Origin of the sequence: Corynebacterium glaucum (assembly GCF_002287505.1) — a bacterium.
Taxonomy (GTDB): domain Bacteria; phylum Actinomycetota; class Actinomycetes; order Mycobacteriales; family Mycobacteriaceae; genus Corynebacterium; species Corynebacterium glaucum.
In genome coordinates, this window is record NZ_CP019688.1 from 274,219 (window position 1) to 298,762 (window position 24,544).

The 24,544-nt window shown below is 64.0% G+C and carries 25 protein-coding genes; 19 read left to right on the forward strand and 6 right to left on the reverse strand.

Translation table 11 applies throughout. From position 1 onward, the window contains the following. Positions 1–15: 15 nt before the first annotated feature. The 11 genes from hemE to CGLAU_RS01380 all read left to right on the forward strand — a co-directional run bounded on the left by hemE (position 16) and on the right by CGLAU_RS01380 (position 10,978). Positions 16–1,089 (forward strand): uroporphyrinogen decarboxylase, encoded by a 1,074-nt coding sequence (hemE, locus tag CGLAU_RS01330; protein WP_095659137.1) that lies wholly within the window; start codon positions 16–18, stop codon positions 1,087–1,089. Further along, positions 1,090–2,547 (forward strand): protoporphyrinogen oxidase, encoded by a 1,458-nt coding sequence (locus CGLAU_RS01335; protein ID WP_095659138.1) that lies wholly within the window; start codon positions 1,090–1,092, stop codon positions 2,545–2,547. It begins immediately after the preceding gene. Between the two features lie 75 nt (positions 2,548–2,622). Next, the gene (locus tag CGLAU_RS01340; RefSeq protein WP_095659139.1) at positions 2,623–3,441 is read left to right on the forward strand and encodes a DedA family protein; all 819 of its coding nucleotides are present in this window, start codon (positions 2,623–2,625) and stop codon (positions 3,439–3,441) included. A gap of 55 nt (positions 3,442–3,496) precedes the next feature. Beyond that, positions 3,497–4,822 (forward strand): glutamate-1-semialdehyde 2,1-aminomutase, encoded by a 1,326-nt coding sequence (gene hemL / locus CGLAU_RS01345; protein ID WP_095659140.1) that lies wholly within the window; start codon positions 3,497–3,499, stop codon positions 4,820–4,822. Further along, positions 4,819–5,448, forward strand: a complete 630-nt coding sequence (locus CGLAU_RS01350; protein WP_095659141.1) for a histidine phosphatase family protein — start codon at positions 4,819–4,821, stop codon at positions 5,446–5,448. Before hemL ends, CGLAU_RS01350 begins: the two co-directional genes overlap by 4 nt. A gap of 55 nt (positions 5,449–5,503) precedes the next feature. Then, positions 5,504–6,094 (forward strand): TlpA family protein disulfide reductase, encoded by a 591-nt coding sequence (locus CGLAU_RS01355; protein WP_095659142.1) that lies wholly within the window; start codon positions 5,504–5,506, stop codon positions 6,092–6,094. Then, entirely contained in the window at positions 6,094–6,873 is a 780-nt protein-coding gene (locus tag CGLAU_RS01360; RefSeq protein ID WP_198304966.1) for a cytochrome c biogenesis CcdA family protein, read from the forward strand. The genes CGLAU_RS01355 and CGLAU_RS01360 overlap by 1 nt, the downstream gene beginning before the upstream one ends. Further along, positions 6,874–8,529: a cytochrome c biogenesis protein ResB gene (locus CGLAU_RS01365; protein WP_095659143.1), complete on the forward strand. Its 1,656-nt coding sequence runs from the start codon at positions 6,874–6,876 to the stop codon at positions 8,527–8,529. Positions 8,530–8,569: 40 nt separating this feature from the next. Further along, positions 8,570–9,634, forward strand: coding sequence for a c-type cytochrome biogenesis protein CcsB (gene ccsB / locus CGLAU_RS01370; protein ID WP_095659144.1), 1,065 nt, complete (start codon positions 8,570–8,572; stop codon positions 9,632–9,634). A 13-nt stretch (positions 9,635–9,647) separates the two neighbouring features. After that, a complete protein-coding gene (gene galE, locus CGLAU_RS01375) occupies positions 9,648–10,673 on the forward strand; it encodes a UDP-glucose 4-epimerase GalE (RefSeq protein ID WP_095659145.1) in 1,026 nt (341 codons plus the stop codon). Then, positions 10,670–10,978 carry a helix-turn-helix domain-containing protein gene (locus CGLAU_RS01380; RefSeq protein ID WP_095659146.1) on the forward strand — a complete coding sequence of 103 codons (309 nt, stop codon included), beginning with the start codon at positions 10,670–10,672 and terminating at the stop codon, positions 10,976–10,978. The genes galE and CGLAU_RS01380 overlap by 4 nt, the downstream gene beginning before the upstream one ends. Here CGLAU_RS01380 and CGLAU_RS01385 read toward each other — a convergent pair. Together CGLAU_RS01385 and CGLAU_RS01390 are read right to left on the reverse strand one after the other, a co-directional pair. Further along, positions 10,934–12,541 carry a bifunctional metallophosphatase/5'-nucleotidase gene (locus CGLAU_RS01385; protein WP_157731224.1) on the reverse strand — a complete coding sequence of 536 codons (1,608 nt, stop codon included), beginning with the start codon at positions 12,539–12,541 and terminating at the stop codon, positions 10,934–10,936. The genes CGLAU_RS01380 and CGLAU_RS01385 overlap by 45 nt on opposite strands. Before the next feature lie 73 nt (positions 12,542–12,614). Then, positions 12,615–12,875 carry a hypothetical protein gene (locus CGLAU_RS01390; RefSeq protein WP_095659148.1) on the reverse strand — a complete coding sequence of 87 codons (261 nt, stop codon included), beginning with the start codon at positions 12,873–12,875 and terminating at the stop codon, positions 12,615–12,617. Positions 12,876–12,915: 40 nt separating this feature from the next. Between CGLAU_RS01390 and CGLAU_RS01395 the strand changes: the two genes are divergently transcribed. Then, positions 12,916–13,242 carry a DUF4229 domain-containing protein gene (locus CGLAU_RS01395; RefSeq protein WP_232507145.1) on the forward strand — a complete coding sequence of 109 codons (327 nt, stop codon included), beginning with the start codon at positions 12,916–12,918 and terminating at the stop codon, positions 13,240–13,242. 26 nt (positions 13,243–13,268) lie between these two features. Here the strand turns inward: CGLAU_RS01395 and CGLAU_RS01400 are convergent, their stop codons facing one another. From CGLAU_RS01400 to CGLAU_RS12205, 3 genes are read right to left on the reverse strand one after another with little or no spacing between them, the layout of a single operon-like run. Further along, a complete protein-coding gene (locus CGLAU_RS01400) occupies positions 13,269–14,183 on the reverse strand; it encodes an AEC family transporter (protein ID WP_095659149.1) in 915 nt (304 codons plus the stop codon). Positions 14,184–14,225: 42 nt separating this feature from the next. Then, positions 14,226–15,296 (reverse strand): 1,4-dihydroxy-2-naphthoate polyprenyltransferase, encoded by a 1,071-nt coding sequence (locus CGLAU_RS01405; RefSeq protein ID WP_095659150.1) that lies wholly within the window; start codon positions 15,294–15,296, stop codon positions 14,226–14,228. Positions 15,297–15,342: 46 nt separating this feature from the next. After that, a complete protein-coding gene (locus CGLAU_RS12205) occupies positions 15,343–15,504 on the reverse strand; it encodes a hypothetical protein (protein WP_157731225.1) in 162 nt (53 codons plus the stop codon). Between the two features lie 153 nt (positions 15,505–15,657). On the opposite strand from CGLAU_RS12205, the gene CGLAU_RS01410 reads away from it, so the two are divergent. Continuing rightward, positions 15,658–16,878 (forward strand): ATP-binding protein, encoded by a 1,221-nt coding sequence (locus CGLAU_RS01410; RefSeq protein ID WP_095659151.1) that lies wholly within the window; start codon positions 15,658–15,660, stop codon positions 16,876–16,878. Positions 16,879–16,906: 28 nt separating this feature from the next. Here CGLAU_RS01410 and menE read toward each other — a convergent pair whose 3' ends face one another. Further along, positions 16,907–18,058, reverse strand: coding sequence for an o-succinylbenzoate--CoA ligase (menE, locus tag CGLAU_RS01415; RefSeq protein WP_095660969.1), 1,152 nt, complete (start codon positions 18,056–18,058; stop codon positions 16,907–16,909). Positions 18,059–18,165: 107 nt separating this feature from the next. On the opposite strand from menE, the gene CGLAU_RS01420 reads away from it, so the two are divergent. The 6 genes from CGLAU_RS01420 (at position 18,166) to CGLAU_RS01445 (ending at position 24,487) form a co-directional block, all read left to right on the forward strand. Next, positions 18,166–19,233, forward strand: a complete 1,068-nt coding sequence (locus CGLAU_RS01420) for an ATP-binding protein (protein WP_198304970.1) — start codon at positions 18,166–18,168, stop codon at positions 19,231–19,233. A gap of 6 nt (positions 19,234–19,239) precedes the next feature. Then, positions 19,240–20,370, forward strand: a complete 1,131-nt coding sequence (locus tag CGLAU_RS01425) for a sensor histidine kinase (RefSeq protein WP_095659153.1) — start codon at positions 19,240–19,242, stop codon at positions 20,368–20,370. 1 nt (position 20,371) lies between these two features. After that, the gene (locus CGLAU_RS01430; protein ID WP_095659154.1) at positions 20,372–21,022 is read left to right on the forward strand and encodes a response regulator transcription factor; all 651 of its coding nucleotides are present in this window, start codon (positions 20,372–20,374) and stop codon (positions 21,020–21,022) included. 65 nt (positions 21,023–21,087) lie between these two features. Next, positions 21,088–21,840, forward strand: coding sequence for an ATP-binding cassette domain-containing protein (locus CGLAU_RS01435; RefSeq protein WP_095659155.1), 753 nt, complete (start codon positions 21,088–21,090; stop codon positions 21,838–21,840). Further along, positions 21,837–23,282, forward strand: a complete 1,446-nt coding sequence (locus CGLAU_RS12450; protein WP_095659156.1) for an ABC-2 family transporter permease — start codon at positions 21,837–21,839, stop codon at positions 23,280–23,282. The genes CGLAU_RS01435 and CGLAU_RS12450 overlap by 4 nt, the downstream gene beginning before the upstream one ends. A gap of 53 nt (positions 23,283–23,335) precedes the next feature. Continuing rightward, positions 23,336–24,487 carry an AAA family ATPase gene (locus tag CGLAU_RS01445; protein ID WP_095659157.1) on the forward strand — a complete coding sequence of 384 codons (1,152 nt, stop codon included), beginning with the start codon at positions 23,336–23,338 and terminating at the stop codon, positions 24,485–24,487. Positions 24,488–24,544: the final 57 nt, after the last annotated feature.

Genomic DNA, 24,544 nt, shown 5'->3' on the forward strand with positions numbered 1-24,544 from the left:
GTAGGCTTGAACATCATGACCAGACGCAACCTCTCGAATGCCCCGCTGATCGAAGCGGCCAACGGACGCACACCTGCACGCACGCCGGTGTGGTTCATGCGCCAGGCCGGGCGCTCACTTCCGGAGTACCGCGAGGTGCGCGAGGGCATTGCGATGCTCGACTCCTGCTTCATGCCTGAATTACTCGCGGAGATCACGCTGCAGCCGGTGCGCCGCCACGACGTGGACGCGGCGATCTTGTTCTCCGACATCGTGGTGCCGCTGAAGGCGGCCGGGGTGGACGTGGAGATTGTGCCAGGCAAAGGTCCCGTGGTGGCGGAGCCGGTTCGCGGTCGAGAGGACGTCGATAAGCTTCCTGTGCTTGAGGCTGATGTGGCTGAGGTTGCTGACGGCATTGCCATCATCCTCGATGAGCTTTCTGATGCCCAGGCCTTGATCGGGTTTGTGGGCGCGCCGTTTACGCTGGCCAGCTACCTGATTGAGGGCGGGCCGAGCAAGAACCACGAGCGCACAAAGGCGATGATGCATGCGGATCCGGCAACGTGGCACGCGCTGATGGAGAAGCTGGTGCCGACCATTACCGCGTTCCTGCGCACGCAGGTCAACGCGGGAATTGACGCGATGCAGCTGTTTGACTCTTGGGCGGGTTTTCTCACCGAGCGCGACTACCGCGAGCACGTGCTGCCGTACTCGACGCAGATTCTGGAGTCTGTGGCGGGTGAGATCCCGCGCATTCACTTCGGCGTCGCAACCGGTGAGCTGCTTGGAGCGATGTCCGATGCCGGCCCTGAGGTGATGGGCGTGGACTGGCGCGTGCCGCTGGATGTGGCGGCGCGCAGGTTCTCCTCGCCGCGAGTCTTGCAGGGCAACCTGGATCCGGCAATGCTGTTTGCCGGTACGGACGTGGTGCGCGGCGAGGTGGCGCGGATCAAGGCGGAGGCGGCGCAGGCGATGACAGAAGGCACCGCAACGGGCCACATCTTCAACCTGGGCCACGGCGTGCTGCCGACCACCGACGCGGACGCGATTACGGAGGCTGTGCGGATCATCCACGAGCCAGCGGGCGAAATGGTAAGCGAGGAGGCGTAAATGCGAGTTGCAATTATCGGCGCCGGTCTTGCTGGGCTGACTTGTGCATACGAGTTGGGGCAGCGGGGCGGGGGCGCTGTAGACGCAGGGGGCGCTGTAGACGCGCTGAATGTGGATGTCTACGAGGCCACTGACCGCATCGGCGGCAAGCTCTACACCGTGCCGTTCGAAGGCGGCCCGACGGACATGGGCGCCGAGGCGTTCATGGCGCGCCGGGCGGACGCGGTGGAGTTCTTCCGCGAGCTGGGTCTGGGGGAGTCGCTGGTTGAACCTTCTGGGCTGGGCTCGCTGGTCTATCTCGACGGGCGCACAGAGTCGCTGCCGCGCGGTGGGATCATGGGCATTCCGTCGACAAGCGAGGGTGTGGCGCACCTGGTCTCTGCAGAAACTGCGGCGCGCATCGATGCTGAGTCCGAGCGCGAGGGATTTGCATGGACCGTCGGCGGGGACATGAATGTTGGCGCGCTGGTGCGCGAGCGCTACGGCGACGAAGTTGTGGACAACATTGTCACCTCGCTGCTTGGCGGCGTGTACTCGTGCGCGGCCGATGACCTCGGCGTGCGCGCGACGATTCCGCAGCTGGCGGACGAGTTTGACCGGCTCGTGCGCGAGCAAGGCGCGGAGCAAGGCTCGCTTCACGGGACTGTCCACTTGTCCACCGCCGTGCGCAACCTGGAGAACGCCCGTAAGCAACTGCCCACCGGCCAGGGTGCGGTTTTCAACGCGTTCCGCGACGGCTACCAGGAGCTCTACGAAACGCTTGCCGAGGCGTCCGGTGCCTCCATCTACATCGACGCGTTCATCTCCGGCATCGCGCGCCAGGGCGACGGCTTCACGCTCAAGGGCGGCGAGCGCGACGAGGATGGGCGCGACCGCGTCTACGACAAGATCGTGCTTGCGGTGCCCGCGCCGACGGCAGCGCTTCTGCTCAAACAGATAGCGCCCGACGTGGCCGCGGAGCTGAAGTCGGTGCAGCTCGCCAACTCCGCGGTCGTGGGCATGCGCTTTGCCACCGACGAGGGCCTGCCGCAGAACTCCGGTGTGCTCGTTGCCGCAGGTGAGCAGGACGTGCGCGCGAAGGCGTTCACCCTTTCCTCGCGTAAATGGCCGCACCTCGCCGAGCGCGGGGGAGCGCTCGTGCGCGCCAGCTTTGGCCGCTTCGGCGACGACGTGGCCATCCGCGCCGACGAGGACGACCTCGTGGATTGGGCCCTTGATGACCTGCAGACCGTCACCGGTTTCGACGGTCGCGCCGCCGGCCTCGAAGAAATCTACGTGCAGCGCTGGTTCGGCGGGCTGCCCCGCTTCGACGAGCAGCACCTCAGCACCGTCGCGCGGGTCAAGGAGCTTTTGCTTCACGACGCCCCCTCGATCCGCGTTACCGGAGCCTGGGCGAGCGGGGTAGGCGTGCCTGCTGTGATTGCGGACGCGAGGGCCGTCGTCAAGCATTTGCTCTAACTGCCCTGTACTGGCGAGCTGGGAGCCTGGTTCCAAGGCGGGGTTTCGCGCGCGCGTGGGCTAGGTTGATCACCTATGACGAACAACGCGGACGCGCACGAACCGAAAGGGGTGCCCGAGGGCGAGGCTGCTGCCGAGGCTCCGATCGAAGCTGCTGTTGAGGCCCCTGCCGAGAAGGAGTGGTGGGAGGAAGAGGGCCTGCCTTGGAACTCCAAACCCACCAAGGCCGACTACTGGTGCCTGGCGTGGTTCGGCTTTGCCGGACTCTTTGGACTGTGCATGATCCCGCTGCGCGCGTGGCTGCTCGGCCTCGACCCGCCGATCATGCTCGCGCTGACTGGCTCGCGCGTGGGTGCCGCCTCTACCGGTGCGCTTGCGGCGGTGGGGGAGGCTGCCAATTGGTGGATCTACCTGCTCCTTGGCTCGCTCGTGGCAATTAAGTTCGACTGGGTTTACTGGTGGGCCGGCAAGCTGTGGGGGCGCGGCATCTTGGATGTGCAGGGGGCAAACTCTGAGCGCGCCGCGAAGAACATCGCGCGCGTTGAGGGCTGGGCAGTGAAGCTGGGCTGGCTGGGCATCTTCCTCGCCTACGTGCCGATTCCGCTGCCGATCGCGCTCGTGGTGTTCGTACTGATGGGCATGACGGGCATGCCGGCGTGGAAGTTCATGCTGCTGGACTTCATCTCGAAGACGCTGTGGTCGCTGCTCTACTTCGGCTTGGGTTGGATCATCGGCGAGCCGGTGGTCTACGTGCTGGAGCAGTACGCGAAGGTGGCGAACTGGATCGCGATTGGCCTGATCGTGGTCGTGTTCATCGGTGTGTACCGCAACCAGTCGAAGAAGGAGCGCGCCGCGACCGCCGCGATGGGTGGGGCAGTCGACGCGTCGCACTAGAGCGCCCACGCACACCAGGCGGCGGGCTAATCCGGATGTCCTAGACTGGGCAATTATGACCGACCAGCAGCAGCCAACCTCAGCCAACACCGCTCGCTCCAAAGCGCTCTTTGACCGCGCGCAGCAGCTCACCCCAGGCGGCGTGAACTCGCCGGTGCGCGCGTTCGGTTCTGTCGGTGGCCAGACCCGCTTCATTGAAAGCGCGCACGGCAGCACGCTTATCGACGCTGACGGCAACGCGTACGTCGACCTGGTCAACTCCTGGGGGCCGATGTTGCACGGCCACGCGCACCCGGAGATCCTCGACGCAGTGCACCGTGCCCTGGAAAAAGGCCTGAGCTTCGGCGCACCGACCGAGGCGGAGGTAGAGATCGCGGAGCTGATCACCCAGCGCACCTCGGTGGAGGAGGTGCGCATGGTCAACTCCGGCACCGAGGCCACGATGAGCGCGGTGCGCCTGGCGCGCGGGTTCACGGGACGGTCGAAGATCATCAAGTTCGAGGGCTGCTACCACGGCCACGTCGACGCGCTGCTCGCGTCCGCAGGCTCTGGCGTCGCCACGTTCTCGCTCCCGGAATCCCCGGGCGTGACCGGCGCGCAGGCCGCCGACACCATCGTCGTGCCCTTCAACGACCTCGCCGCAGTGCAGCTCGCCTTCGAGCAGAATCCGGACGAGATCGCGTGCATCATCACCGAGGCCGCCGCCGGCAACATGGGCACCGTCGCCCCGCAAAATGACTTCAACGCCCAGCTCAAAGAGCTCGCGCACTCCCACGGAGCTTTGCTCATTATCGACGAAGTGATGACCGGCTTCCGCACTTCCTACCAGGGCTGGTTCGGAGTAGATAACGTCTCAGGGGATCTGACCACCTTTGGCAAGGTGATCTCCGGGGGCCTGCCTGCAGCGGCATTCGGTGGGCGCCGCGACATCATGGAGCACCTCGCGCCGAACGGCCCCGTCTACCAAGCGGGCACGCTTTCCGGAAACCCGGTTGCAATGGCCGCCGGTATGGCGAGCTTGCGCCTGGCCAGCGAGGACATCTACCCGACGCTCAACCAGAACGCGGACACCTTGGCCACGCTGATCTCCGACGCACTAGCCCGCGAAGGCGTTGCACACCACATCCAGCGCGCCGCGACCATGCTTTCGGTGCGCTTCGCGGAAGGCGAGGGCACGAACTTCGCTGATATGAAGGCAGCGGACACGTTCCGCTATGCGCCGTTCTTCCACGCGCTGCTCGATGCCGGCGTGTACGCACCGCCGAGCGCATTCGAGACGTGGTTTGTTTCCACCGCGCTCACCGCCGAGGACTTCGGCACGATCGAGCAGGCACTTGGCGCCGCTGCGAAGGCGGCCGCGGCGGCGGAGCCCGCAGCATGACGCAGCCAAGCGCAGCTCGCGACGACACCAGAACCACCGTGCACCTCGTGCGCCACGGCGAGGTCTACAACCCGAACAAGCTGCTCTACGGGCGCATGCCGGGCTACCACTTAAGCTCGCGCGGGCGTTCGATGGCGGCGGTAACCGCGAAGTTTTTCGCAGGGCGCGATGTGGTTTACCTGGCGGCGAGCCCGCTCGAGCGCGCGCAGGAGACCGCAGCACCGATCGCCGAGGTCACCGGCTGCGAAGTGGACACACTCGAGGACATCATCGAAGCTGCCAACACGTTTGAGGGGCTGCGTACCAAGGGGTGGCGCTCCCAGCTGCTCAACCCCATCCGCTGGCGACACATGACGAACCCGTTGGAACCGAGCTGGGGTGAGCCTTACGAGGAGATTCTCAAAAGGATGCTCGCGGCCGTCGATAATGTGCGAGAGCGTGCGGAAGGCCACGAGGCGGTACTGGTGAGCCACCAGCTGCCGATTGTGATGGTGCAGCGCTATGTGCAGGGCAAGCGGCTGCAGCATGCGAAGCGCGAGTGCGACCTGGCGAGTGTGACGTCACTTGTGTTTGACGGTGACCGTGTTATTGACTGGGAGTACGCAACTCCAGCGGCTCACATCTAAATCATCTAAATCATCTAAAACGCAGTTCAACGCATCTCGAGGTAGCTCAATTTCCATGCAGTCCAAGACCGTTGCCGCGCTCACGTGCGCGCTGGCGCTCACGTTGCCCGTTGCGGCGGGGTGCGCGAACACCGGCAGCGACGGCGGCGACACATTCGCGTTCCACTCGCCGGGCGGGCAAGTAGAGATCTTCTACGACGAGGCGGAGCGCAAGCCGCTTGAGGATTTCAGCGGAGAATCGCTGATGGAGCCGGGCGAGGAGATCGCCTTGAGCGACTTCGACGGCCAGATCGTGGTGCTCAACGCCTGGGGGCAGTGGTGCGCACCGTGCCGCGCCGAGGTGGATGACCTGCAGGAGGTCCAGGAGGCGCTGCAGGCATCCGGCCAGGGCACCGTGCTGGGCATCAACGTGCGCGACCACAACCCGGAGATCTCGCGCGACTTTCTGCTGGATAACGGCGTGACCTACCCGTCGATCTATGACCCGCCGTTCAAAACCGCGGCTTTCCTCGGTGGCGTACCCAGCTCCGTCATCCCCACCACCGTGGTGCTGGACAAACAGCACCGCCCGGCCGCGGTCTTCCTGCGCGAAATCACCGCGGATGATCTGCTCGAGGTCACAGCGCAGCTGGAGGCGGAAAGCTAGTGGGCGAAGCATTTTCCAACCTCGCTACCGAGGGCCCGCTGCTGCTCGGCATGCTCGCGGCGGCGCTTGCGGGCTTGGTCTCGTTCGCCTCGCCGTGCGTGATCCCGCTGGTGCCGGGCTACATGTCGTACCTTACCGGCGTCGTCGGCGGTGAAATGACCTTCGACGAGCACGGCCCGCGCGTGACTAACCGGCAAGGCCGCGTCGCCGGTGCCGCGCTGCTGTTCATCGTCGGGTTCACCGTCGTGTTCCTGCTGGCCACCGTCTCCGTCTTTGGCGCGATCAGCATGATCCGCCTCAACGCGGACACGCTGATGCGCGTCGGCGGTGTGATCACCATCCTCATGGGCATCGTGTTCATGGGCGCTGTCCCGGCATTGCAGCACGACACCCGTATGCAGCCGAAACGCTGGGCGACCGTCCTCGGCGCGCCACTGCTCGGCGGCGTATTCGCGCTCGGCTGGACCCCGTGCCTGGGCCCGACGCTCGCCGCGATCATCTCCGTCTCCGTCGGCACCGAGGGCTTCACCGCGGTGCGCGGCGTCGTCCTCGTCATCGCCTACTGCCTCGGCCTCGGCCTGCCGTTTCTGCTCATCGCGCTCGGCAGCGTGAAAGCGGTGCGCAGCATCGACTTTCTGCGCCGCCACTCGCGCGCCATCCAGATCATCGGCGGTATCGCCATGATCATCGTCGGCCTCCTGCTGCTTACCGGCGCGTGGAACCACTTCATCGGCTGGACGCGCCAACTCACCACCGGCTTCGGAACCACGGTGATCTAGATGCTGACCTGGCTCAAAAAGGCATGGCACTGGCTGACCAGCATGAGCACCGCGCTCATCCTGCTCTTCCTCCTCGCGCTCGCCGCCATCCCCGGCGCACTCTTGCCGCAGCGCCAGGTGAGCACCACGCTTGTCGACGAATACTTGGCAGCGAACCCCACCATGGGGCCGATTTACGACAAGCTGCAGTTCTTCGACGTGTTCTCCTCGGCGTGGTTCATCGCGATTGTCACCTTGCTGATGGTCTCGCTCGTCGGCTGCATTATCCCGCGCTCGATCGACCACTGGCGCGCGTACAAAACCCCGCCCACGCGCGCGCCGAAATACCTCTCGCGCATGCCGCTGTACGCGGAAGGTGTGGTGGACGGCGACCAACGAAGCGTCGATAAGCATGTGCGAACGGTGCTGAACCGATGGCGAACCGAAAGCTACGAGCCGGCCGAGGACCGTGCGGGCACGTATTCGATTTCGGCTGAGCGCGGCTACACCCGCGAGCTGATGAACCTGCTGTTCCACATCGGGCTAGTCGGCATGATGCTCGCGTTCGCCGCAGGTCGCATGGTGTTTTATGAGGGTCAAGCCATCGTGGTCACCAACTCGGAATCGCCGCACGCGATCGAGGTGGAGCGCTCGCGCGAGTTCTGCAACACCTCGCCGTCCAACTTCGACGTGTTCAAAGCTGGTTCGCTTTTCGACGGCACCGGGCTGACGCCATTCTGCTTCGAGTCGCACAACTTCCGCGCGAAGTATTTGAACACGGGACAGGCGAACGGGTTCTGGTCCGACATTTCCTACACCGACGACTTGAGCGCGCCGCGCAGTGAGTGGCAGGACTTCACCCTCGAGGTGAACAAGCCGCTGCGCGTCCACGGCAACCGCATCTACCTGCAAGGCCACGGGTTCGCGCCGCAGGTCACCATCACCTGGCCGAACGGCGAATCGCGCACCCAGATGGTGCAGTTCCGGCCCACCGATGTGATCAACTTCCTCTCCTCTGGCGTGATGCGCTTCGACCCGCCGGCCGGCATGTACCCGGATCTCGCCGAGCGCCGCGAGAACCAGATCGCCATCACGGGTGTCTTCGCCCCGACCGCGCGCTGGACCGGCCCGAACGGCGACATGCTCGAATCGGCGTTCCCGGCGATGGAGGATCCGGCGATGGCGGTCGAGGTCTACGTCGGCGATGCCGGCCTGGACACCGGCCGCCCGCAGAACATCTTCGTGCTTGACCAGTCGCTCATCGCGGACGGTCGGTTGGAAAAGGTCGATCGCCTCCAGCTCGAGCCAGGGGAGCAGATGCTTGTCGACGTCGGCGATCCTGCCGGCCCGGTGTCAGTGAGCTTCGACGGCGCGGCAGAATTCGCCAACTACCAGATCTCCCGCGATCCGTTCCAACAGTGGACCCTGGTGGCCACCGTGATCATGCTGGCCACGCTCGCCGCATCGCTGACCATCAGGCGCCGCCGCGTGTGGGTACGCGTGCATGAGCTTGTCGACGGTCAGGACGACGCGCCTGCTTCAGTCCGCGTCGAGATCGCCGGTCTGGCGCGCACCGACCGCGCGGGCTGGGGCGGCGAATTCGACGAGATTGTGGAGGCCATTTTCGGCGTGGCCGACGCGGAGGAGCACGGCGAGTTCGACGAGCCAGACCTGTAAGTACTTGGTGGTCTACACCTGGTGAAGTAGGGTAAACACCATGCTCGTGGATTCTTCAATGGCCGCCCTGTCGGACCTGACATTCCGCACGGCGTTTGTGATTTACCTTGCCGCGCTGGTGATGTCCTGCATCTACTACGGTCGCCTGCTCGGTGTGATCGACATGCGCCGGGAACGCCAAGCGCGCGACGCCGCGAAGCAGTCCGCAGAGGCTAAGACCGCTGTTGCCGTCGGCGCCGGCGGTGGAAGCGACGACGTGGTGGTCGCCGGATCCACAGCCGACACCACCGACACCGACGCCACCGACACGGCCGAATTCGATGCCGAGTACGACAAGCGGGTCGCCGGTGCCCGCAAGTGGGCCGGTATGACGCAGGCGCTGGTGTGGTTCGGCGTGACGCTGCACATCGTCGCCTTTGTCACCCGCGGCCTGGCTGCGAACCGCTTCCCGCTGGGCAACCTCTACGAATACATCCTGTTCATGACCGCGGTAATCATGGTGGTCGCAGCCGTGGTGGTGCAGCGCAAGAGCTGGCACTCCGTCTGGCCGTGGCTGCTCTCTCCCATGATCGTGGTCATGTTCTTGAACTCCACGGTGTTCCACATCCAGGCCGCGCCCGTGGTGCCGGCGCTGCAGTCCTACTGGATGCCGGTACACGTGTCCACGGTGTCTATCGGCGCGTCGATTGGCGTGGTGTCCGGCATCTTCGCGTTGCTCTACCTGCTGCGCATGTGGCAGCCGAAGGGCGAGGAGCGCGGTTTCTTCGGCGCACTCGCCAAACCGCTGCCGAGCGCGAAGACACTGGACCAGATCACCTACAAGACCGCGATCATCACCCTGCCGCTGTACGGCATTGGCATCGTTTTCGGCGCGATCTGGGCAGAGGTGGCCTGGGGCCGCCCGTGGAACTGGGACGCCAAGGAGACGGTGTCCATGATCACCTGGGTGCTGTACGCCGCCTACCTGCACGCGCGTGCGACCGCCGGCTGGAAGAACTCGAAGGCGGCATGGATTAACGTCTTCGCGCTTTCGATGACCGTGTTCAACATGATCTATGTGAATTTCGTTTCGGCGTCGCTGCACTCATACGCTGGCTTGAACTAGCATCGACAGCATTATGAAGGTTCTCATCACCGGCGGGGCCGGCTTTATCGGCTCGACTATTGCATCCTGCTGCGCGGACAACGGCATCACGCCCGTCATTCTCGACGACTACTCGACGGGCCTGCGGGTCTTCGCCCACCGCTTCGACCACTACGACGGCGACATCGAAGACACTGAGCTTGTCGCCCGCGTGGCTGCGGAGCACCCGGACATCGACGCGGTGATCCACTGCGCGGCGATGATCGTTGTTCCCGAATCCGTCGAGCACCCGCTGGCGTACTACGACAACAACGTGGGCAAGTCGGTCACCCTGCTCGAGTCGCTGCAAGAGGCGGGCATCGATCGCTTCATCCTGAGCTCCACCGCCTCCATGTACGAGCCAGAATCGGACTACATGGTGGACGAGGCCAGCGACGTGAAGCCGCTCAGCCCGTACGCGGCGTCGAAGCGCATGGTGGAGCGCGTGCTTGAGGACACCGCTGCCACCGGCAAACTCACCGCGTTAAGCCTGCGCTACTTCAACCCGATCGGCGCGGACCCGCAGCTGCGCACCGGTCTGCAGAACCCGCACCCCACCCACGCGATGGGCAAGATGATCGAGGCCCACACCGCTGGCGAGCCCTTCACCGTCACCGGCACCGAGTGGCCGACTCGCGACGGTTCCGGCTTACGCGACTACATCCACGTCTGGGACCTCGCCCGCGCGCACGTCTCCGCGCTGAAGCTGCTCGTTGAGTCCGAGGCAGGCACCTACGACGTAATCAACCTGGGCACCGGCCAAGGCACCACTGTGTTCGAGCTCGCCGACGCTTTCGGCGAGGCCACCGGCACCCCGCTCGAAGTACGCACCGCACCGCCGCGCGACGGCGATGTCGTGGGCTGCGCCTCCCGCACCGAGAAGGCGAAGCACGTGCTCAACTGGGAAGCGGAGCGCTCGATTGCGGACGGTGTGCGAGATTCTCTCGCCTGGTCCCAGAAGCTCGCGGGCGTGCTCGAAGAGGAAGAACGCCTCAAGGCCGCAGAGCGCTCCGCCGAATGAGCCCGCGCAACCAGCCCCGCAACAAGCAGGGTAAAGCGGCGAGTGATAACCCTACGCTGGTTAGGCTAGGCGAGCAGATCGCGGCGCAGCGCCGGGAGGTGGGCCGCTTGCAGCAGGACGTCGCTGATGCCGCCGGGGTGTCCCGCTCGACCCTGCACACCATCGAGCACGGAGGTGCGGGCGTGCGTTGGGAGAAAGTTGTAGCGGTGGCCGAGGAGCTGGGGCTGCAGATGGGGTTTGGTCCCCAACCTGAGTCGGCCTTAGCTGTTGATAAGCCGTCCGAAGAACGCGTGAATTGGGCCTGAAAACAGCCAGGCAATGATCGAGGTAACTCCTAACATTGCCGCGAGTGAGATGAGCACGGTTGGGCTATTAGAAGATCCCTGCTTCTGCTTGCCACCCGTGGTCGTCGCGAATTCGTACGGGCGCAAATCCTGCTGACTGCGCACATACTCTTCGAAAACATCAGCATCGATCGGGATCTCTGACGTAATACGCTCAGCTTCCAAGAACCCGGTCATCCCGTCGCCACCATCAGCGATGAAGCGCGATACCGCAACGGTGTATTCAGCAGCATCTTCCAATGGTTTTCCGCTTTCGAGCTCGATATTGCTAACTCGTTGACCGAAGGGCGCGTCCGGGTCGAACTCGAACCTAAGACCAGCGGTTCGAGGGAAGCCCCCGCCGCCCGTGGGATTGGATTCAATGCCTTGCTCCAAAACTTGGCGGATTTGGGCACCGGTTGCTTTCACTGCGGTCACTGAGTTGCCGAACGGCAAGACCGATTTCAGGCTCCGGAGCGTAATGGGACCCTTCTCAATTTCTGCGCGCTGACCTCCTCCGTTCTGCAAACCGATCTCGGTATCGAAGTACTGGCGGTAGCCGTCGGCTACAAGATAGCCAAGGTCGGCTTTGGAAAGATCCTGTCTTGCAAAACCAACCTGCTTTGCGAGGCTGAGATCAAGCTCCTCATAGTAAGACTTGGATTTCTGCGCCCAAGCAGAATCTTCCGCGACTGTGGGATCAACCTTGATGCTCGTTGGAACCACCGTTACTTTCCCGGTTGCCCGGTTTTTCGTGATGTCTAAGTGCTCGACTGTGCCGTAATCGGCCTCAGGAGCGAGGATCCAACGTCCATCGGTGGTCTGTGAATGTTCAGCCGGTGTCTGTGCCCCGTTTTCCTCGCGGAGCGCAGCATCGATATCCGGTAAAGCTTCCATAACGTCGTGGGTCAAGTCGCGGTCAATCTGGGAAAGCAGAATGATGGAATCTGCACCCTGAGCTTGAAGCTCAGCCACTCCGGTCCGAGCCGAAGGGATGAAATCCTGGCTTACCACCTCGCGCGAGGCGGGCGTTCGCTGCAACTCATGAGTGAGAGCAATGAAACCAATTTTTAAGTCACCCTGATCGAGCAGAGCAGTGGCGCCATCAGGAGAAAACGGCTTGTCATCCGGGGTCGTCAGGTTCGTCGAAATCCAGGGGAATGAAGCGTTCTCGACCAGTTCGAGTGCGTATTCGGCGCCAAAGTCGAAATCGTGGTTGCCGAAGTTTGCGACATCAACTCCAATGGTGTTGAACGCATCCACGAACGGCTTTCCCCGGTAAACAGAGTTGAATAGTGTGCCCGAAGCTACGTCGCCTCCTACGGCGATAAGAGCACCATCTTCTTTCTCTTGGACTGACTGCAAAACGGTTACGAGGCGAGCCATTCCTCCATGTTCGCTACCGTCTTTCCAGACGCGGGGCTCGAACTCCTTCATGTCTTGGAAGTAGACGACATCGCCGTTCACGACGTTATCTTGAGCGAGAGCAGGAGTGATTGTGGTGGTCAGGGCTACGGCGACAAAGGTGGCAACTACTTTTCTCACGCTATTCAGATTTCACGAGGGCCAAAAACTTCTCGTAAATCTGGAGTGAAATTCTGCTAAAGGCTTCCGGGGTCTAAAGCCCCTCTTCGCGGCGCTTGCGCCGCTCCTCTTCCTCCCGGCGCTTGCGCTCGGCTTCTTCCCGCGCGCGGCGCTCTTTGAAGCGGTTCTTCTCGATGTTCCAGAGGAACTCCTCATCATCGTCCGGACCCTTGATGGCCGGGCGCTGCGGCTGCTTCGAGGCGGTGCCGTAGCGCTCGTTGGAACCCGGGCCGAAGGCGCGCCACATGAGGTAGATGGCGACGGCGACCAAGACGATGAGTAGAAGCCTTCCCATGACTACCAACATACTTGGTCAGCGAATACTGTAAATAACCGTGAGCGAGCAGATTTCCCAAACCGCAGCAGCACCCGACGTCGACCCGCAGGCCCGCGCGCGGGCGAACAAGGCGGCGGCGATTTACGGGCTGTACCGGCTGCTGCTGTTCATCGGTCTCACCGTGCTCATCCAGGCACTCGCCATGCTCATCGGTGCGCCGGTGCCGCTGATCATGTCCGCGCTGCTCGCGCTGATCGTGGCGTTTCCGCTTTCCATGTTCCTCTTCACCCGCCAGCGCGTCGAAGCCACCGAAGCACTCGCCACATGGAAGGCGCAGCGCACCGCTCGCAAGGAATGGATCGAGCGGGAGCTCTCAGAGCGTTAGCTTGACGACGGCTCCTCCGCCCCGCCTCAGCCACCGAAGAGGTAGGCAATCACGAGCATGGCGGGCAGCGAGAGGAACGTGGTGATGAAGACGGTGTCACGCGTCACGGTCTCGCCGACGCGGTACGTGGCGGAGTAGTTGTACACGTTCTGCGCGGTCGGTAGCGCTGCGAGGATGACGGCGGCGTAGAGCTCCGCCCCGGTGAGCCCGAACGCAACGCCAATTGCCCACGCGGCAGCCGGCATGCCTGCGAGCTTCAGCGCGGATGCGGTGATGGTGGGTTTTGGGTCCTTCTGCAGCACCTTGTCGCCCTTGAGTGAGGCGCCGAAGCTCATGAGAATCAGCGGGATCGACGCGCCGCCAAGGATTTCCAGCGGGGCCATGACCGGCTCCGGCACCGTCCACTCGGCTGCAGAAATGATGAAGCCAATCACTGCGGCAAGCACCATCGGTGCTGTGAGTCCCGCGATGATGGCCTTGCGGGTGGAGCCCTTCTCGGTGCCGCCCCAGTTCAGCCCGGTGATGATGATCGGGGTGAGCACCGCAACCTGGAGGACTAGGGCGGGGACGACGTAGGTGGGATCGCCGATCACGTACATGGCGATTGGCAGGCCGATGTTGACGGAGTTGTAGTAGCTCGAGCTTGCCGCACCCGCCATCGTCTCGGGGATGCTGCGGCGAAACAGTGCGGCGCTGAGTACCCAGTAGATCACCATCGTGGCGACGGAGGCGATCGCGATCACCAACACCACCGGCGAGTAGAACACGCTCGTGTCCGAGGTGGCCACCCGGTGGAAGATCAGTGAGGGGGTGGTGACGTAGAACGCGATCTGGTTCAGCATGAGCCGGTTGCTCTGCTGGATCACGCCCTTTTGGGCAAGAAAAAACCCCGCCGCGATGACGACGAAGATGATCGAAAACCCGGTAAGGACGTCTAACACGATGGCAAGTCTATGCCTGCGCGCGGTGGTTTAGAACGCGGCCTAGAAGAAGCCCTCTCGATAGATCTGGCCGTAGAAGAGCGCTTCAGTGTCACCGAGGGGGGAGGCGTCGTAGATGTGGCTTTGAATCGCCGCGATCTGGGCACCGGCCCACCACAGCGCGAGCGCGGTGACGATCGCCCAAACGAGCATGGCGCGGCCGTTCATACCCAGTACGGGGATGAGCTCCTTGCCGGTCGCCCCGCTTTGGACGGTGAGGATCGCCGAGACCGCGAACGGCAGTGCCGCCAAGCCGAGGAGCGCCGGGGTGCTGATGGTGCCCAGCAGCAGCGACACCACAAACGGCACCAGGGTGAGCGCGGTGAACAGCAGGCGCGAGCTGCCGTAGCCGAGCCGCACAGCAAGGGTGTTCTTGCCTGCGGCGGCGTCGGTTTCAATGTCGCGGATATTGTTCGCCAGGTTCACCGCGGCAGAGATCGCCCCGATCGCGATCGCTGCAAGGAACCCGATGCCGGAGACAAACCCGGTTTGCACGAACTCGGTGCCCATGACCGCCACGAGCCCGAAGAAGATGAAGACGGCTATTTCACCGAATCCCGCGTAACCGTAGGGGCGCGAACCGCCGGTGTAGAACCAGGCGGCGGCGATGCAGATCGCGCCGATGAGGATGAGCCACGGGGAGGACATGATCGACAGCACAATGCCCAGGAGGGCGGAGAGGCCGAAGGCGACGAACGCTGCAAGCTTCACGTCCTCCGGTCGTGCGAGACCGGAGGCGGTGAGGCGGGTTGGGCCGGTGCGGTCCTCATCCGTGCCGCGGATGCCGTCGGAGTAGTCGTTGGCAAAGTTCACGCCCACAATGAGCGCCCATGCGACACCGAGCGCGAGGAGCGCGCGGCCGATGTCGGCGCTGCTCCAAAATGCGGCAGCGCCGGTACCGGCGATCACCGGGGCGAACGCATTCGGCCAGGTGTGTGGGCGCGCTGCCTCCCACCAATCCTCGAACCTCGCGGCGTTGCGAGGCTTCTCGGGGGAATCCTGCGTTTCGTTATTCGGCGAGGCGGTGCGGTTCGCGTTTTCAGGGACATCGGAGCCGGGCTGCGCGGTGGTCATGCCACCTATCATGCCCGCAACACCGGCATGTGGCTACAGACTGGGGTTAGACGAAGCGGATGAACGGGCGGCGCTGCTTGTGGCGGAATTTATCTGGCTGGTGATGTGCCTTGGAACGCAGCGCGTGCGGGTTGTGGTTGGTGGTAAGGGTCGTCGCGTACTTCGGGTTCGTGGTGTGCGTTTTCCTGTGGAGCGTCTCGGTCCTCACACCCCCTGATTGTCGCAGAAATTACACCCGTGTGCTTTGCAACGCCGATGTCACCGAATGAACGCCCGGTGAACACCGGAAGGGAAGAGGATTTACGACTGTACTCGTAAAACTTGGGCACTTCGGCGAGATTTACGATTATGATCGTAAATTGTGAACCTGTTCCCCCGTCCCCAATATCTCGGCGAGTTGCTTGCCGTCGAAGGCAATGACCTAGTCAGACTCATCTCTGGTGTGCGCCGCAGTGGCAAGTCGACGTTGCTCCAGTTGTACCGCGAGGAGCTTGAGTCACAGGGAGTGAGCGCGGATCGCATCTTGGTAGTGAATTTCGAGGACATGGCCAACGATGCTCTCCGTGACGCGAACGCATTCCACGAGTTCGCGGTAGAGGCCATCGCGAACGGGGTGACCCACCTTCATGTTGATGAGGTGCAGGAGTTGGACCAGTGGGCGAGGGTGATCAACTCGCTGCGTTCAACCGAACAGGTGGAGATTTGCGTAACGGGATCCAACGCATCGATGTTCGTGGGGGAGGGGCTGACCTACCTCGCTGGCCGATACATCACGATTGAGATCTTTCCTCTCTCACTTGAGGAGTTCCGGATCTTCACACAGACACCTGAACTTGAGCCCACCGACGTCTCTTATCAACGATGGATGGATACCGGTGGCTTTGCCCGAAGCGTGCTCGCCACCACCCCAGACCTCACCAGGCAGATGAACCGGGATCTTTTCGATTCCATCTTCACCCGCGATATCGCCCTCCGCGGTGAGGTTCGTGATACCGCAGTGTTCCTTCGCGTAGCCGCATTCGTGCTCGATAACGCAGGCTCGCCTCTGTCGGCGAACAAGATCTCCAACACCCTGAAGTCCAGCGGGGTGAAGGTGAGCACCGACACCGTTGATCGTTACCTCAAGCTGATGACGGATGCGCACCTAATCTATCCCTGCCACCGGTTCGACACACGCGGCAGAGGATGGTTGAAATCCACACCCAAGTACTACTGGGTCGATGCTGGACTTCGCGACGCGTTAACCGGGCGGCGTGGTTCCAACTCCGGTCACGACCTAGAGAATCAGGTTTTTCTAGAGCTTCAACGCCAGCGGTACGAGGTGTTCACAGGCATTAGCCGTGGCGGCGAAATCGACTTTTTAGCTCGTCGCGATGATGTGACGCTCTACATCCAAGTGGCCCTCACGGCAATGGACCCGACGGTGCTGGACCGGGAGCTCTCATCTTTCGTTGGACTGCCTCCAGGTTCCCATTGCATTCTCATCACTGGAGACCGTGTTCGATTGGCCACGGGCAACGTCGATCAAATTAACGCCTTCGATTTTCTTTCGCGGCAGGCGCAGCTAAACGGGGTTTGGTAACGCAGTAGAAAATCCGGGCCACCCAGATTCAGAACAACTCGCGCACGGCGGCGCGGTCGACCTTGCCGGGGCCGAGCTGGGGGAGCACCGGGACGATCTTGAGCTCCTTCGGCACTTGCCAGCGCGGCATCTCGCCGGTGTCGACAAGCTCGTCGAAGGCGTCGAGCAAATGGGTGATCGTCGCGGAGCCGGAGTATGCGGCGCAGACGCGCTCACCCAAGCGCGGGTCCGGTGCGCCGATGACGCAAGCACTGGTGACACCCGGGATGCGCAGCATGAGCTCCTCAAGCACCTCGGGATGCAGCTTGAACCCACCAGAGTCGATGACATTGTCCACGCGGCCGTGGATGCGCAGTTGGCCGTCGACAAGCGATCCTGCATCTGAGGTGCGGAACCAGCCTCCCTTGAGGTCTTCGGCGAGCTCCGGTGAGCTGGGGTTGCGGTAGCCGCGGGCGACCATGGGGCCGCCGAGGAAGACGCGGCCGTCGGAGATTTTGACCTGCGCGCCGGGGATGGGTGTGCCGTTGTAGACGCAGCCGCCAGAGGTTTCGGAGGAGCCGTAGGTGGTCACGGCGTTGATGCGCAGTTTGGCGGCGGAGTCCAACAGTGCGGGGTTGGCGGCGGCGCCGCCGATGAGGACGGCGGTGAAGCGTCGTAAAGCATCGATGCCCTGCAACGACGACAGGGTTTTTGCGAGCTGCATCGGGGTGAGCGCGGTGTAGGTGCGCTCGCCCGTGTCGGCGAGTTCGTGGGCGCGGGCAGAGAATTCCGCGATGCTGAAGCCCTGCGACAGGTCGAGCGCGGCCGGCTCGACGCCCGCGACCATGCTGCGAACCAGCACCTGGATGCCGGCGATGTAGGCCGCGGGCATGGCGAGCAACCACTGGCCCTCGCCGCCGAGTGCCTGGTGGGTCGCGTCGGCGCTGGCGACAAGGTTCGCGGTGGTGAGCATTGCGCCCTTCGGCGTGCCGGTGGAGCCGGAGGTGGCCACGACTAGCGCGATGTCGTCCTTGATCGGCTGGCCGGGAGCGAGGGTGTTGCGCAGGAGGTTTGCGCGCTGCGGGTCGTCGGTGGGCACTGGCAGGATGGCGCGGCGGCCGGTGAGTGCTTCCTCGAGGATGGGCATGAGCGCCAACGGGTCGGCGGGGTCGACGGGGGCGAGCTCGAGGATGTGGGTCACGAGGTTTAACAATAGGCAGGGGAGAGACTTTATGGTTCTTTATGAATCGGCGAATCATAAAGAGGTATAAAAGACGCATGCAGATGAGTCCCTACACGCCTGGTGAGGTGGCCGAAGAGGTGTACGGGCGTGAGCCGATCCTCGAGGGGATTCGACGCGACCTTGCATTCATGACGGTTGAGCCGCGCTTTGCCGGACGGATCCGGGTGTTCGCGGGCCCACGTGGAGTGGGCAAGACGAGTTTGCTTCGCGCTGCGCAAGCAGATGCTGAGCGGGTGGGGCGGTTGGGCTTTCAGACGGTCTTTGTCACTGCCGGAGACGGGCCACTGTTGCTGTCTTTGATCGAATCGTTAAAAGAAGTGCAACTCGGGCCTGTGTCGTTCGGTGGTGAAGCCGGAGCGGCAGGGGCACCGGCTTCAAGCCAAGGAAGGCGCTTGCAACGGGTCTTGGTTGCCGCGGGTGAGGAAGCGCAATCTCGAAGTCACGGGTTGGTGATTCTGATTGATGAGATCCAAAGTGCTGATCCGGAGGGTCTTAAAGCGCTGGCCTACGCATGGCAGCAGATGCAATCTGAGCACAGAGATTTACCGATGGCGGCGTATACCGCAGGTTTGAGCCACTCACAGGACGTGATTACTGACGCAGTGAGTTTCGCGGAGCGGTTCAAATACCAGCACCTGCAAAATCTGTCCCGTCAGGATGCGGAGCAGGCACTGCGCTCACCCGCAGCGCAAAAAGGGGTTACGTGGAGCGAAGATGCGTTGGTGGCTGCGCTGGACCTCGCCGGAGGCTACCCGTTCTTTATTCAGGTTGTGGGGGACGAAACCTGGCAAGCGGCGGGCCATCCAGGGCCCGGAACGCTTATCGAGCCGAAGCAAGTAGCAGGCGCGATCAGTGGGTTTGATGACACTCGGCAGTCCTTCTTCCGCGCGAGGTGGCAAAAAGCGACTCCTGCAGAGTCCCAGTTCCTCCGAGCGATGGCAGCGCACGGGGAAGGGCCAGTACGGCGCGGAGCCATTGCTGATGAGATGGGCCGCAGCACCAACGACATCAGCATGGCACGACGGTCGCTGCTAGATAAAGGGCTCATCGACGCAACCAGTCACGGCTACCTCGAATTCACGGCTCCTGGGTTTGCGGAGTTTATCCGCGAAGAATCCTCCGATTCTCTATAAATTGACGTGCAGTTGAAATCCGGTGACCTCGTCCTCGCTGCGTTCGGCGCTGTTCTCGCCGCGTTGTACACCGTGGATGCCATCACCAAACCTGGCGACGCATCCGGCTGGGCGCAGGCGGCGCTTGCCTGGGGTTTTGTTGCTGCGCTGGCGATGTTGCGCACGAAACCCCTGTTTACCGCCGTGCTGCTCGTTGCCGGCAATGCCGCGTGGTCGGCGGTGTGGATGCTCGCACCGGTGAACATCGGCTACACGGTGTGGGTGGCTACGGTGCCGCTGGCAGTCTTCGTTGCCCGTCGCTTCCGCCGCGGCCCTGCGGTGGTCGCGGTGACGGTGGCGGCGCTCGCCTGGTCGGTGATCTCACCCTTCATGTGGACCTGGGACGAGCGCCTTGTACTGTTCTACCGCCACGGCTGGGACGCCGGACTCATGCTGGTCATGCACTGGGCGGTGGTTGCGGTGGCGTACCTGCTCGCCGCGAACCTTGCGGCGGAGGACGCTGCCGCAGAGGCAGCGCGCCAGCGGGAGGCGAAGGCTCGCGAAGAACGCCTGCTCATGGTCCGCGAGGAGGAACGCCTTGCCATCGCCCGCGAGATCCACGATCTGCTCGGCCACACGCTCACCTTGATCAAGGTGCAGGCGAACGCGGGGCTTACAGCGAATCAGGAGCGCGAATCGCTCGAGCAGATTCGCGCCGTCGCCTCCGAAGCGCTCGGCGACATCCGCATGCTGGTGCGGGGTTTGCGCGGGGACAACCCCGACTTCGCACCGACCGCGGGCATCGCGGAACTTCCGGCCACCCTGCAACGCTTCCGCGAGGCAGGGGTGCAGGTGGAGTACCAGGCGCCTCAGCACGTCCAGGTGCCCGCGGTGACCGGCTTGGCCGCCAACCGCATCGTCACCGAAGCCGTCACTAACGCCGCGCGCCACCAGGTGAATCCGCAGGTGCGCGTCACGCTCACCCCGCTCGACGAGGCGCTCGAAGCTACGGTCACTTCCCAGGGGGCCATCGCCCCGCGGACCGGAGCGGGCATCGGGCTCGAGGGCTTGCGCGAGCGGGCCGCAAGCACCGGCGGCACCCTCGAGGTGGTACAACAAGGCGACACCTTCACCGTCCGAGCAGTCCTGGGGGTTTAAGTTGCGCATTTTGCTTGCCGACGATCAACCGCTCCTGCTTTCAGCCCTCGCCACAGTCCTCGGAGCGCAGCCGGACATCGACGTTGTCGCCACCGCCCAGAACGGTGCCGAAGCGGTGGAGCAGGCACGCGAATTCACAATCGACGTCGCCGTGCTGGATATCCGCATGCCGGTGATGGACGGCATCGCGGCCGCGAAGGCGATCATGCCGCTCGGGCCCAAAGTCATCATGCTCACCACGTTTGACGACGACGCCTTGGTCCAAGCCTCCATCGAAGCGGGCGTGCACGGGTTCTTACTCAAAGACGCGGATCCAGATGTGCTCGCAGACGCGGTGCGCACTGTAGCCCGCGGTGAATCCGTGCTGGCCAGCGGGGTGACGGGGAAGGTTTTGGAGTGGGTGCGTGGCGGCGTCGATAAGCACAATGTCCTTTCTGACTTCGAGCGGCAGGGCCTCGGGCTGCTGACCGGGCGCGAGCTGGAGGTGCTGGCGGAGCTCGGTGCGGGGGCGACGAACGCGGAGATTGCGCAGGCGCTGTTCATTGCGGAGACGACGGTGAAGACGCACGTGTCGAGCCTGCTGGCGAAGCTTGGGGCGCGCGACCGGATTGCGCTGGTGCTGATTGCGCAGCGCGCCGGGATTTCCTCCTAGGGGAGGAACCGGTTTCGTCCCTGGGTCGGATCTGTTCGCGACGGGTGGTCGCGACGATGTGGGGCATGGAACTTCGACCATCCCAACTCGCCTGCGAGGGCGTCTCCGTCGCGTTCGGCGCGCAGCAAGTACTACACGACGTTTCCCTGGCCACCATCCCCGGGCACGTGCATGCGCTGCTCGGGCCGAACGGTGCGGGCAAATCGACGCTGATGTCGGTGCTGCTCGGGCTGCTGAAACCCGACGCGGGGACCGTGACGCTGATGGGGGAGCCGTTTCGGCGCGAGCGGCTGCGGCATGTGGGCGCGTCGATTAACGACCCTGCGTTTTACGGGCACTTAAGTGCGCGCAAAAACCTTCGGGTGCATACGACGCTGTTGGGCTTGCCGGATTCGGAGGCCGATCGCGTGCTGGAGCTCGTGGGGCTGGGCGGCGCTGGGAAGAAGAAGGCGTCGACGTTTTCCACCGGCATGAAGGGCCGGCTTGCGCTCGCGCAGGCGCTGATTGGCGAGCCCGACGTGCTGGTGTTGGACGAGCCACAAAACGGCCTCGACCCGGAGGGCATCGCGCACCTGCGCACGTATCTGCGTGAGTACGCGCGCGCCGGGCGCACGGTGCTGGTGAGTTCGCACCAGCTCGGTGAGGTCTTGCACCTTGCCGACGACGCCACCGTGATCGCCGGTGGCGGCGTGCGATTCGCCGGGGAGCTTGCTGCGCTGGGGCCGAACCTGGAGGAGTCTTTCTTCCGGCTCACCACGGGGCAGGCTGGGCAAGCTGTGCAGGGCGGCCAGGCCGAGCAGGGTGGTGAGGCGCGGTGACGGACACTAAGCAATATGTGCGAGCCGAGTGGATCAGGGCGCGCGGATCGACGCTGTGGTGGTTGGCGTTCGCGGGACTTCTGCTCGGGTGCGTGTTCACCGTCTTCGGGATGGGCTTCCAAGTGGAGACAGCGAGCGACCTGATGAACTGGCACGGGTTGCTGATCACCGGCATGGCAGCGCCGCTGGCTGCGTTGTTCGCGGGTTCGGCTGAAGCGCGGGAGCGCACGGCCCGCTCCGGCGGCACCGCGTGGCGCCCGGTGTCTGCGCGGGCGACGCGCGCCGTTCGTCTGCTCATCGTTTGGGCAGCACTCGCGGTGTTCTACCTGCTCGTCTTCGGCGTGACGTGGGTGGTGGCACTACTGCTCGGCTACGAGGGTTCGTCCCAGGTTGCGCTCGCCGGCCTCTTCGCCTGGGTTGGGGCGCTCGGCGCGGCCGGGCTGGCCGCCGGTGTGAGCCGCCGCATCGGGGTGCTACCGACCATCGGCATCGCCGCAGTGTGCAACCTGGGTCTGGGATTCTTCGTCGACCGTGACTGGTGGTGGTTCAACCCGGCCGCGTGGCCGCTGCGGTTAGTGCTGCCGGCGATGGGCAAACAGTTCAACTTGCTGCCGCTTGAACCGGGCTCGCCCATGTACGGGGAGTCGCCGCTGCCAGCGCTTGGGCTCTGCCTCCTCCTCGCCGCGGCTGGGTTTGCCTGCGCGGTGCTTATGGAACCGCGCACGGTGCGCCTGCGCCGCAAACCCGAGACCCACCAGGTGAGCGCCCCAAAAGCAACTGGCCCCGCAGTCGCGCGTCCCACCCATGTGGGATTCGGCGCGGCGCTGCGCGGCATCCATCGCGCCGCGCTCACACCAGCTCTCGTTGCCGCGCTCGCGCTCACCGTGCTGGTCATGGTGTTTGCCATTCGCTACCCAGCGGAGGTGCGCCACGCACTGGACAGCTATGCGCTCCTGCCGGTCGGTGCCGGGGTGCTGCCCACGCTCATTTGGCCCCGTCTGCGCCCCGCCTGGGCGTTGATGCAGATTGAGCACCCAATGACCCTCACCGCGCTGCGAACTTGGGTGCTTGCGGTGGTGGCACTCGTGGCAGCAGCCGCAGCGGCCACCGGCGGGGGAGCACCCGATGACGAGGCGCGCCGGTTCGTGCTCGCCGTGCTGACCACGGGTGCGCTTGCGCTGTTCGCGCTGATCGTCACCGCGCGCTTCGGTGTTGCCTGGGCGCTGGCGGCCACGATCGTGTGGACGATCTTCTCGGTGACCATCGGCGGCGATGTCCTCGCTTCCACGCCGCTGTGGATCCTTGCGGTGCCAGCGTGGCCGGAGGTCGCCGACACCACCGTCCGCTTCGCCATCGCATTCATCGCCGGGGTGGTGTTGCTCGCCGCGGCGTGGGCGGGAGCGGGGAGGGCGCTAAAGGGCATCGCACCTCTCCGTCGATAAGCAAACAGCCCTTTGTATACATTGGGCAAATATAAACTGCTATAAAGGGTGGCATGCAGCGCAGCCCATACACCCCCGGCAGTGTCGCACCCGTGGTCTACGGGCGCGAGGCACTGCTTCGCGATGCCCGCCGCGACCTGGCCTTCATGAAAGAATTCCCTGAGCTCAAAGGCCGGTTGGAGATTTTCGTCGGCTCGCGCGGGGTGGGCAAGACCAGCCTGCTGCGCACGATTGAGAACGACGCGCGCAGCCTCGGGTTCGCTTCGTGCTGGATCACCGCCGGCGACGGCCCGTTTATCGGCGCGCTCGTAGAAGCGTTGGACACGCTCTCGCGCGACTGGCAAGACACCGCGCGCGAGGAGCTCGCCAACATCCTGCGCAACCTCTCGGTCACCGTCGCCGGGGTCAAAGTCACCAGCGACGCCGACGCGCCGACGGTCGAGATGAGCAGCCTCGGGCGCGTCGTGCAGCAAGCACTCCAGGAAGCAGCAGAAGGTGCAGGTGATCCAGGGCTAGTCTTGCTTGTCGACGAAATCCAGGCCGCCGATGCCAACGGCCTGCGCGCTTTAGCTTATGCGTGGCAGCACCTGCAATCCGAGGCCCCTGGTCTGCCATTGATGACGTTCTGCGCCGGCCTGACCCACAGCCAGGATGTGATCACGGACGCGGTGAGCTTTGCCGAGCGCTTCCGATACCGGCAGCTGGAGAACCTCGACCCGGAATCCTCGCGGGCTGCACTGGAGGAGCCGGCGCTGGCGCGCGGCGTGCATTGGACGCCGGAGGCGCTGGACAAGGCGTTGGCGCTTGCGGCGGGATACCCCTACTTTTTGCAGGTGATTGGCGACGAAGCATGGAAAGCCGCCGGCTACCCCGACGCCGGCGAGGTGATCGGCGGCTCGCACGTGTCGGAAGCGAACAGCCAGTTCCGCGAGGTGCAGCGCATCTTCTTCCGCTCCCGCTGGATGAAGGCCACCCCGTTAGAGCAGGAATTCATGAGCGCGATGGCCGCCGACGGGGGATCGCCCGCGCGACGCGGCGAGATCGCGGAGCGCATGGGGCGCACCACTCAGTCGATCTCGATGGTGCGCCGCTCGCTCATGGACAAAGGGCTTATCGACGCCCCGGCTCACGGCTATGTCGAGTTCACCGCGCCCGGTTTTGCGGAGTTCGTGCGCCGCGAAGGTGACCCGTCCGAGGAGCGCTGAACCGATCCAGGACGCTGCGCGGCGAAACAGCTGGGGTGATTGTGACGATACTAGGGG

Bases quoted from the DNA above. Each gene is read 5' to 3' on its own strand.
- CGLAU_RS01380 (WP_095659146.1), top strand. From the start codon at position 10,670: ATGAGCCCGCGCAACCAGCCCCGCAACAAGCAGGGTAAAGCGGCGAGT.
- CGLAU_RS01365 (WP_095659143.1), top strand. From the start codon at position 6,874: ATGCTGACCTGGCTCAAAAAGGCATGGCACTGGCTGACCAGCATGAGC.
- galE (WP_095659145.1), top strand. From the start codon at position 9,648: ATGAAGGTTCTCATCACCGGCGGGGCCGGCTTTATCGGCTCGACTATT.
- CGLAU_RS01340 (WP_095659139.1), top strand. From the start codon at position 2,623: ATGACGAACAACGCGGACGCGCACGAACCGAAAGGGGTGCCCGAGGGC.
- CGLAU_RS01350 (WP_095659141.1), top strand. From the start codon at position 4,819: ATGACGCAGCCAAGCGCAGCTCGCGACGACACCAGAACCACCGTGCAC.
- hemE (WP_095659137.1), top strand. From the start codon at position 16: ATGACCAGACGCAACCTCTCGAATGCCCCGCTGATCGAAGCGGCCAAC.
- CGLAU_RS01355 (WP_095659142.1), top strand. From the start codon at position 5,504: ATGCAGTCCAAGACCGTTGCCGCGCTCACGTGCGCGCTGGCGCTCACG.
- CGLAU_RS01335 (WP_095659138.1), top strand. From the start codon at position 1,090: ATGCGAGTTGCAATTATCGGCGCCGGTCTTGCTGGGCTGACTTGTGCA.
- CGLAU_RS01445 (WP_095659157.1), top strand. From the start codon at position 23,336: ATGCAGCGCAGCCCATACACCCCCGGCAGTGTCGCACCCGTGGTCTAC.
- CGLAU_RS01390 (WP_095659148.1), bottom strand. From the start codon at position 12,875: ATGGGAAGGCTTCTACTCATCGTCTTGGTCGCCGTCGCCATCTACCTC.
- hemL (WP_095659140.1), top strand. From the start codon at position 3,497: ATGACCGACCAGCAGCAGCCAACCTCAGCCAACACCGCTCGCTCCAAA.
- CGLAU_RS01405 (WP_095659150.1), bottom strand. From the start codon at position 15,296: ATGACCACCGCGCAGCCCGGCTCCGATGTCCCTGAAAACGCGAACCGC.
- CGLAU_RS01435 (WP_095659155.1), top strand. From the start codon at position 21,088: ATGGAACTTCGACCATCCCAACTCGCCTGCGAGGGCGTCTCCGTCGCG.
- ccsB (WP_095659144.1), top strand. From the start codon at position 8,570: ATGCTCGTGGATTCTTCAATGGCCGCCCTGTCGGACCTGACATTCCGC.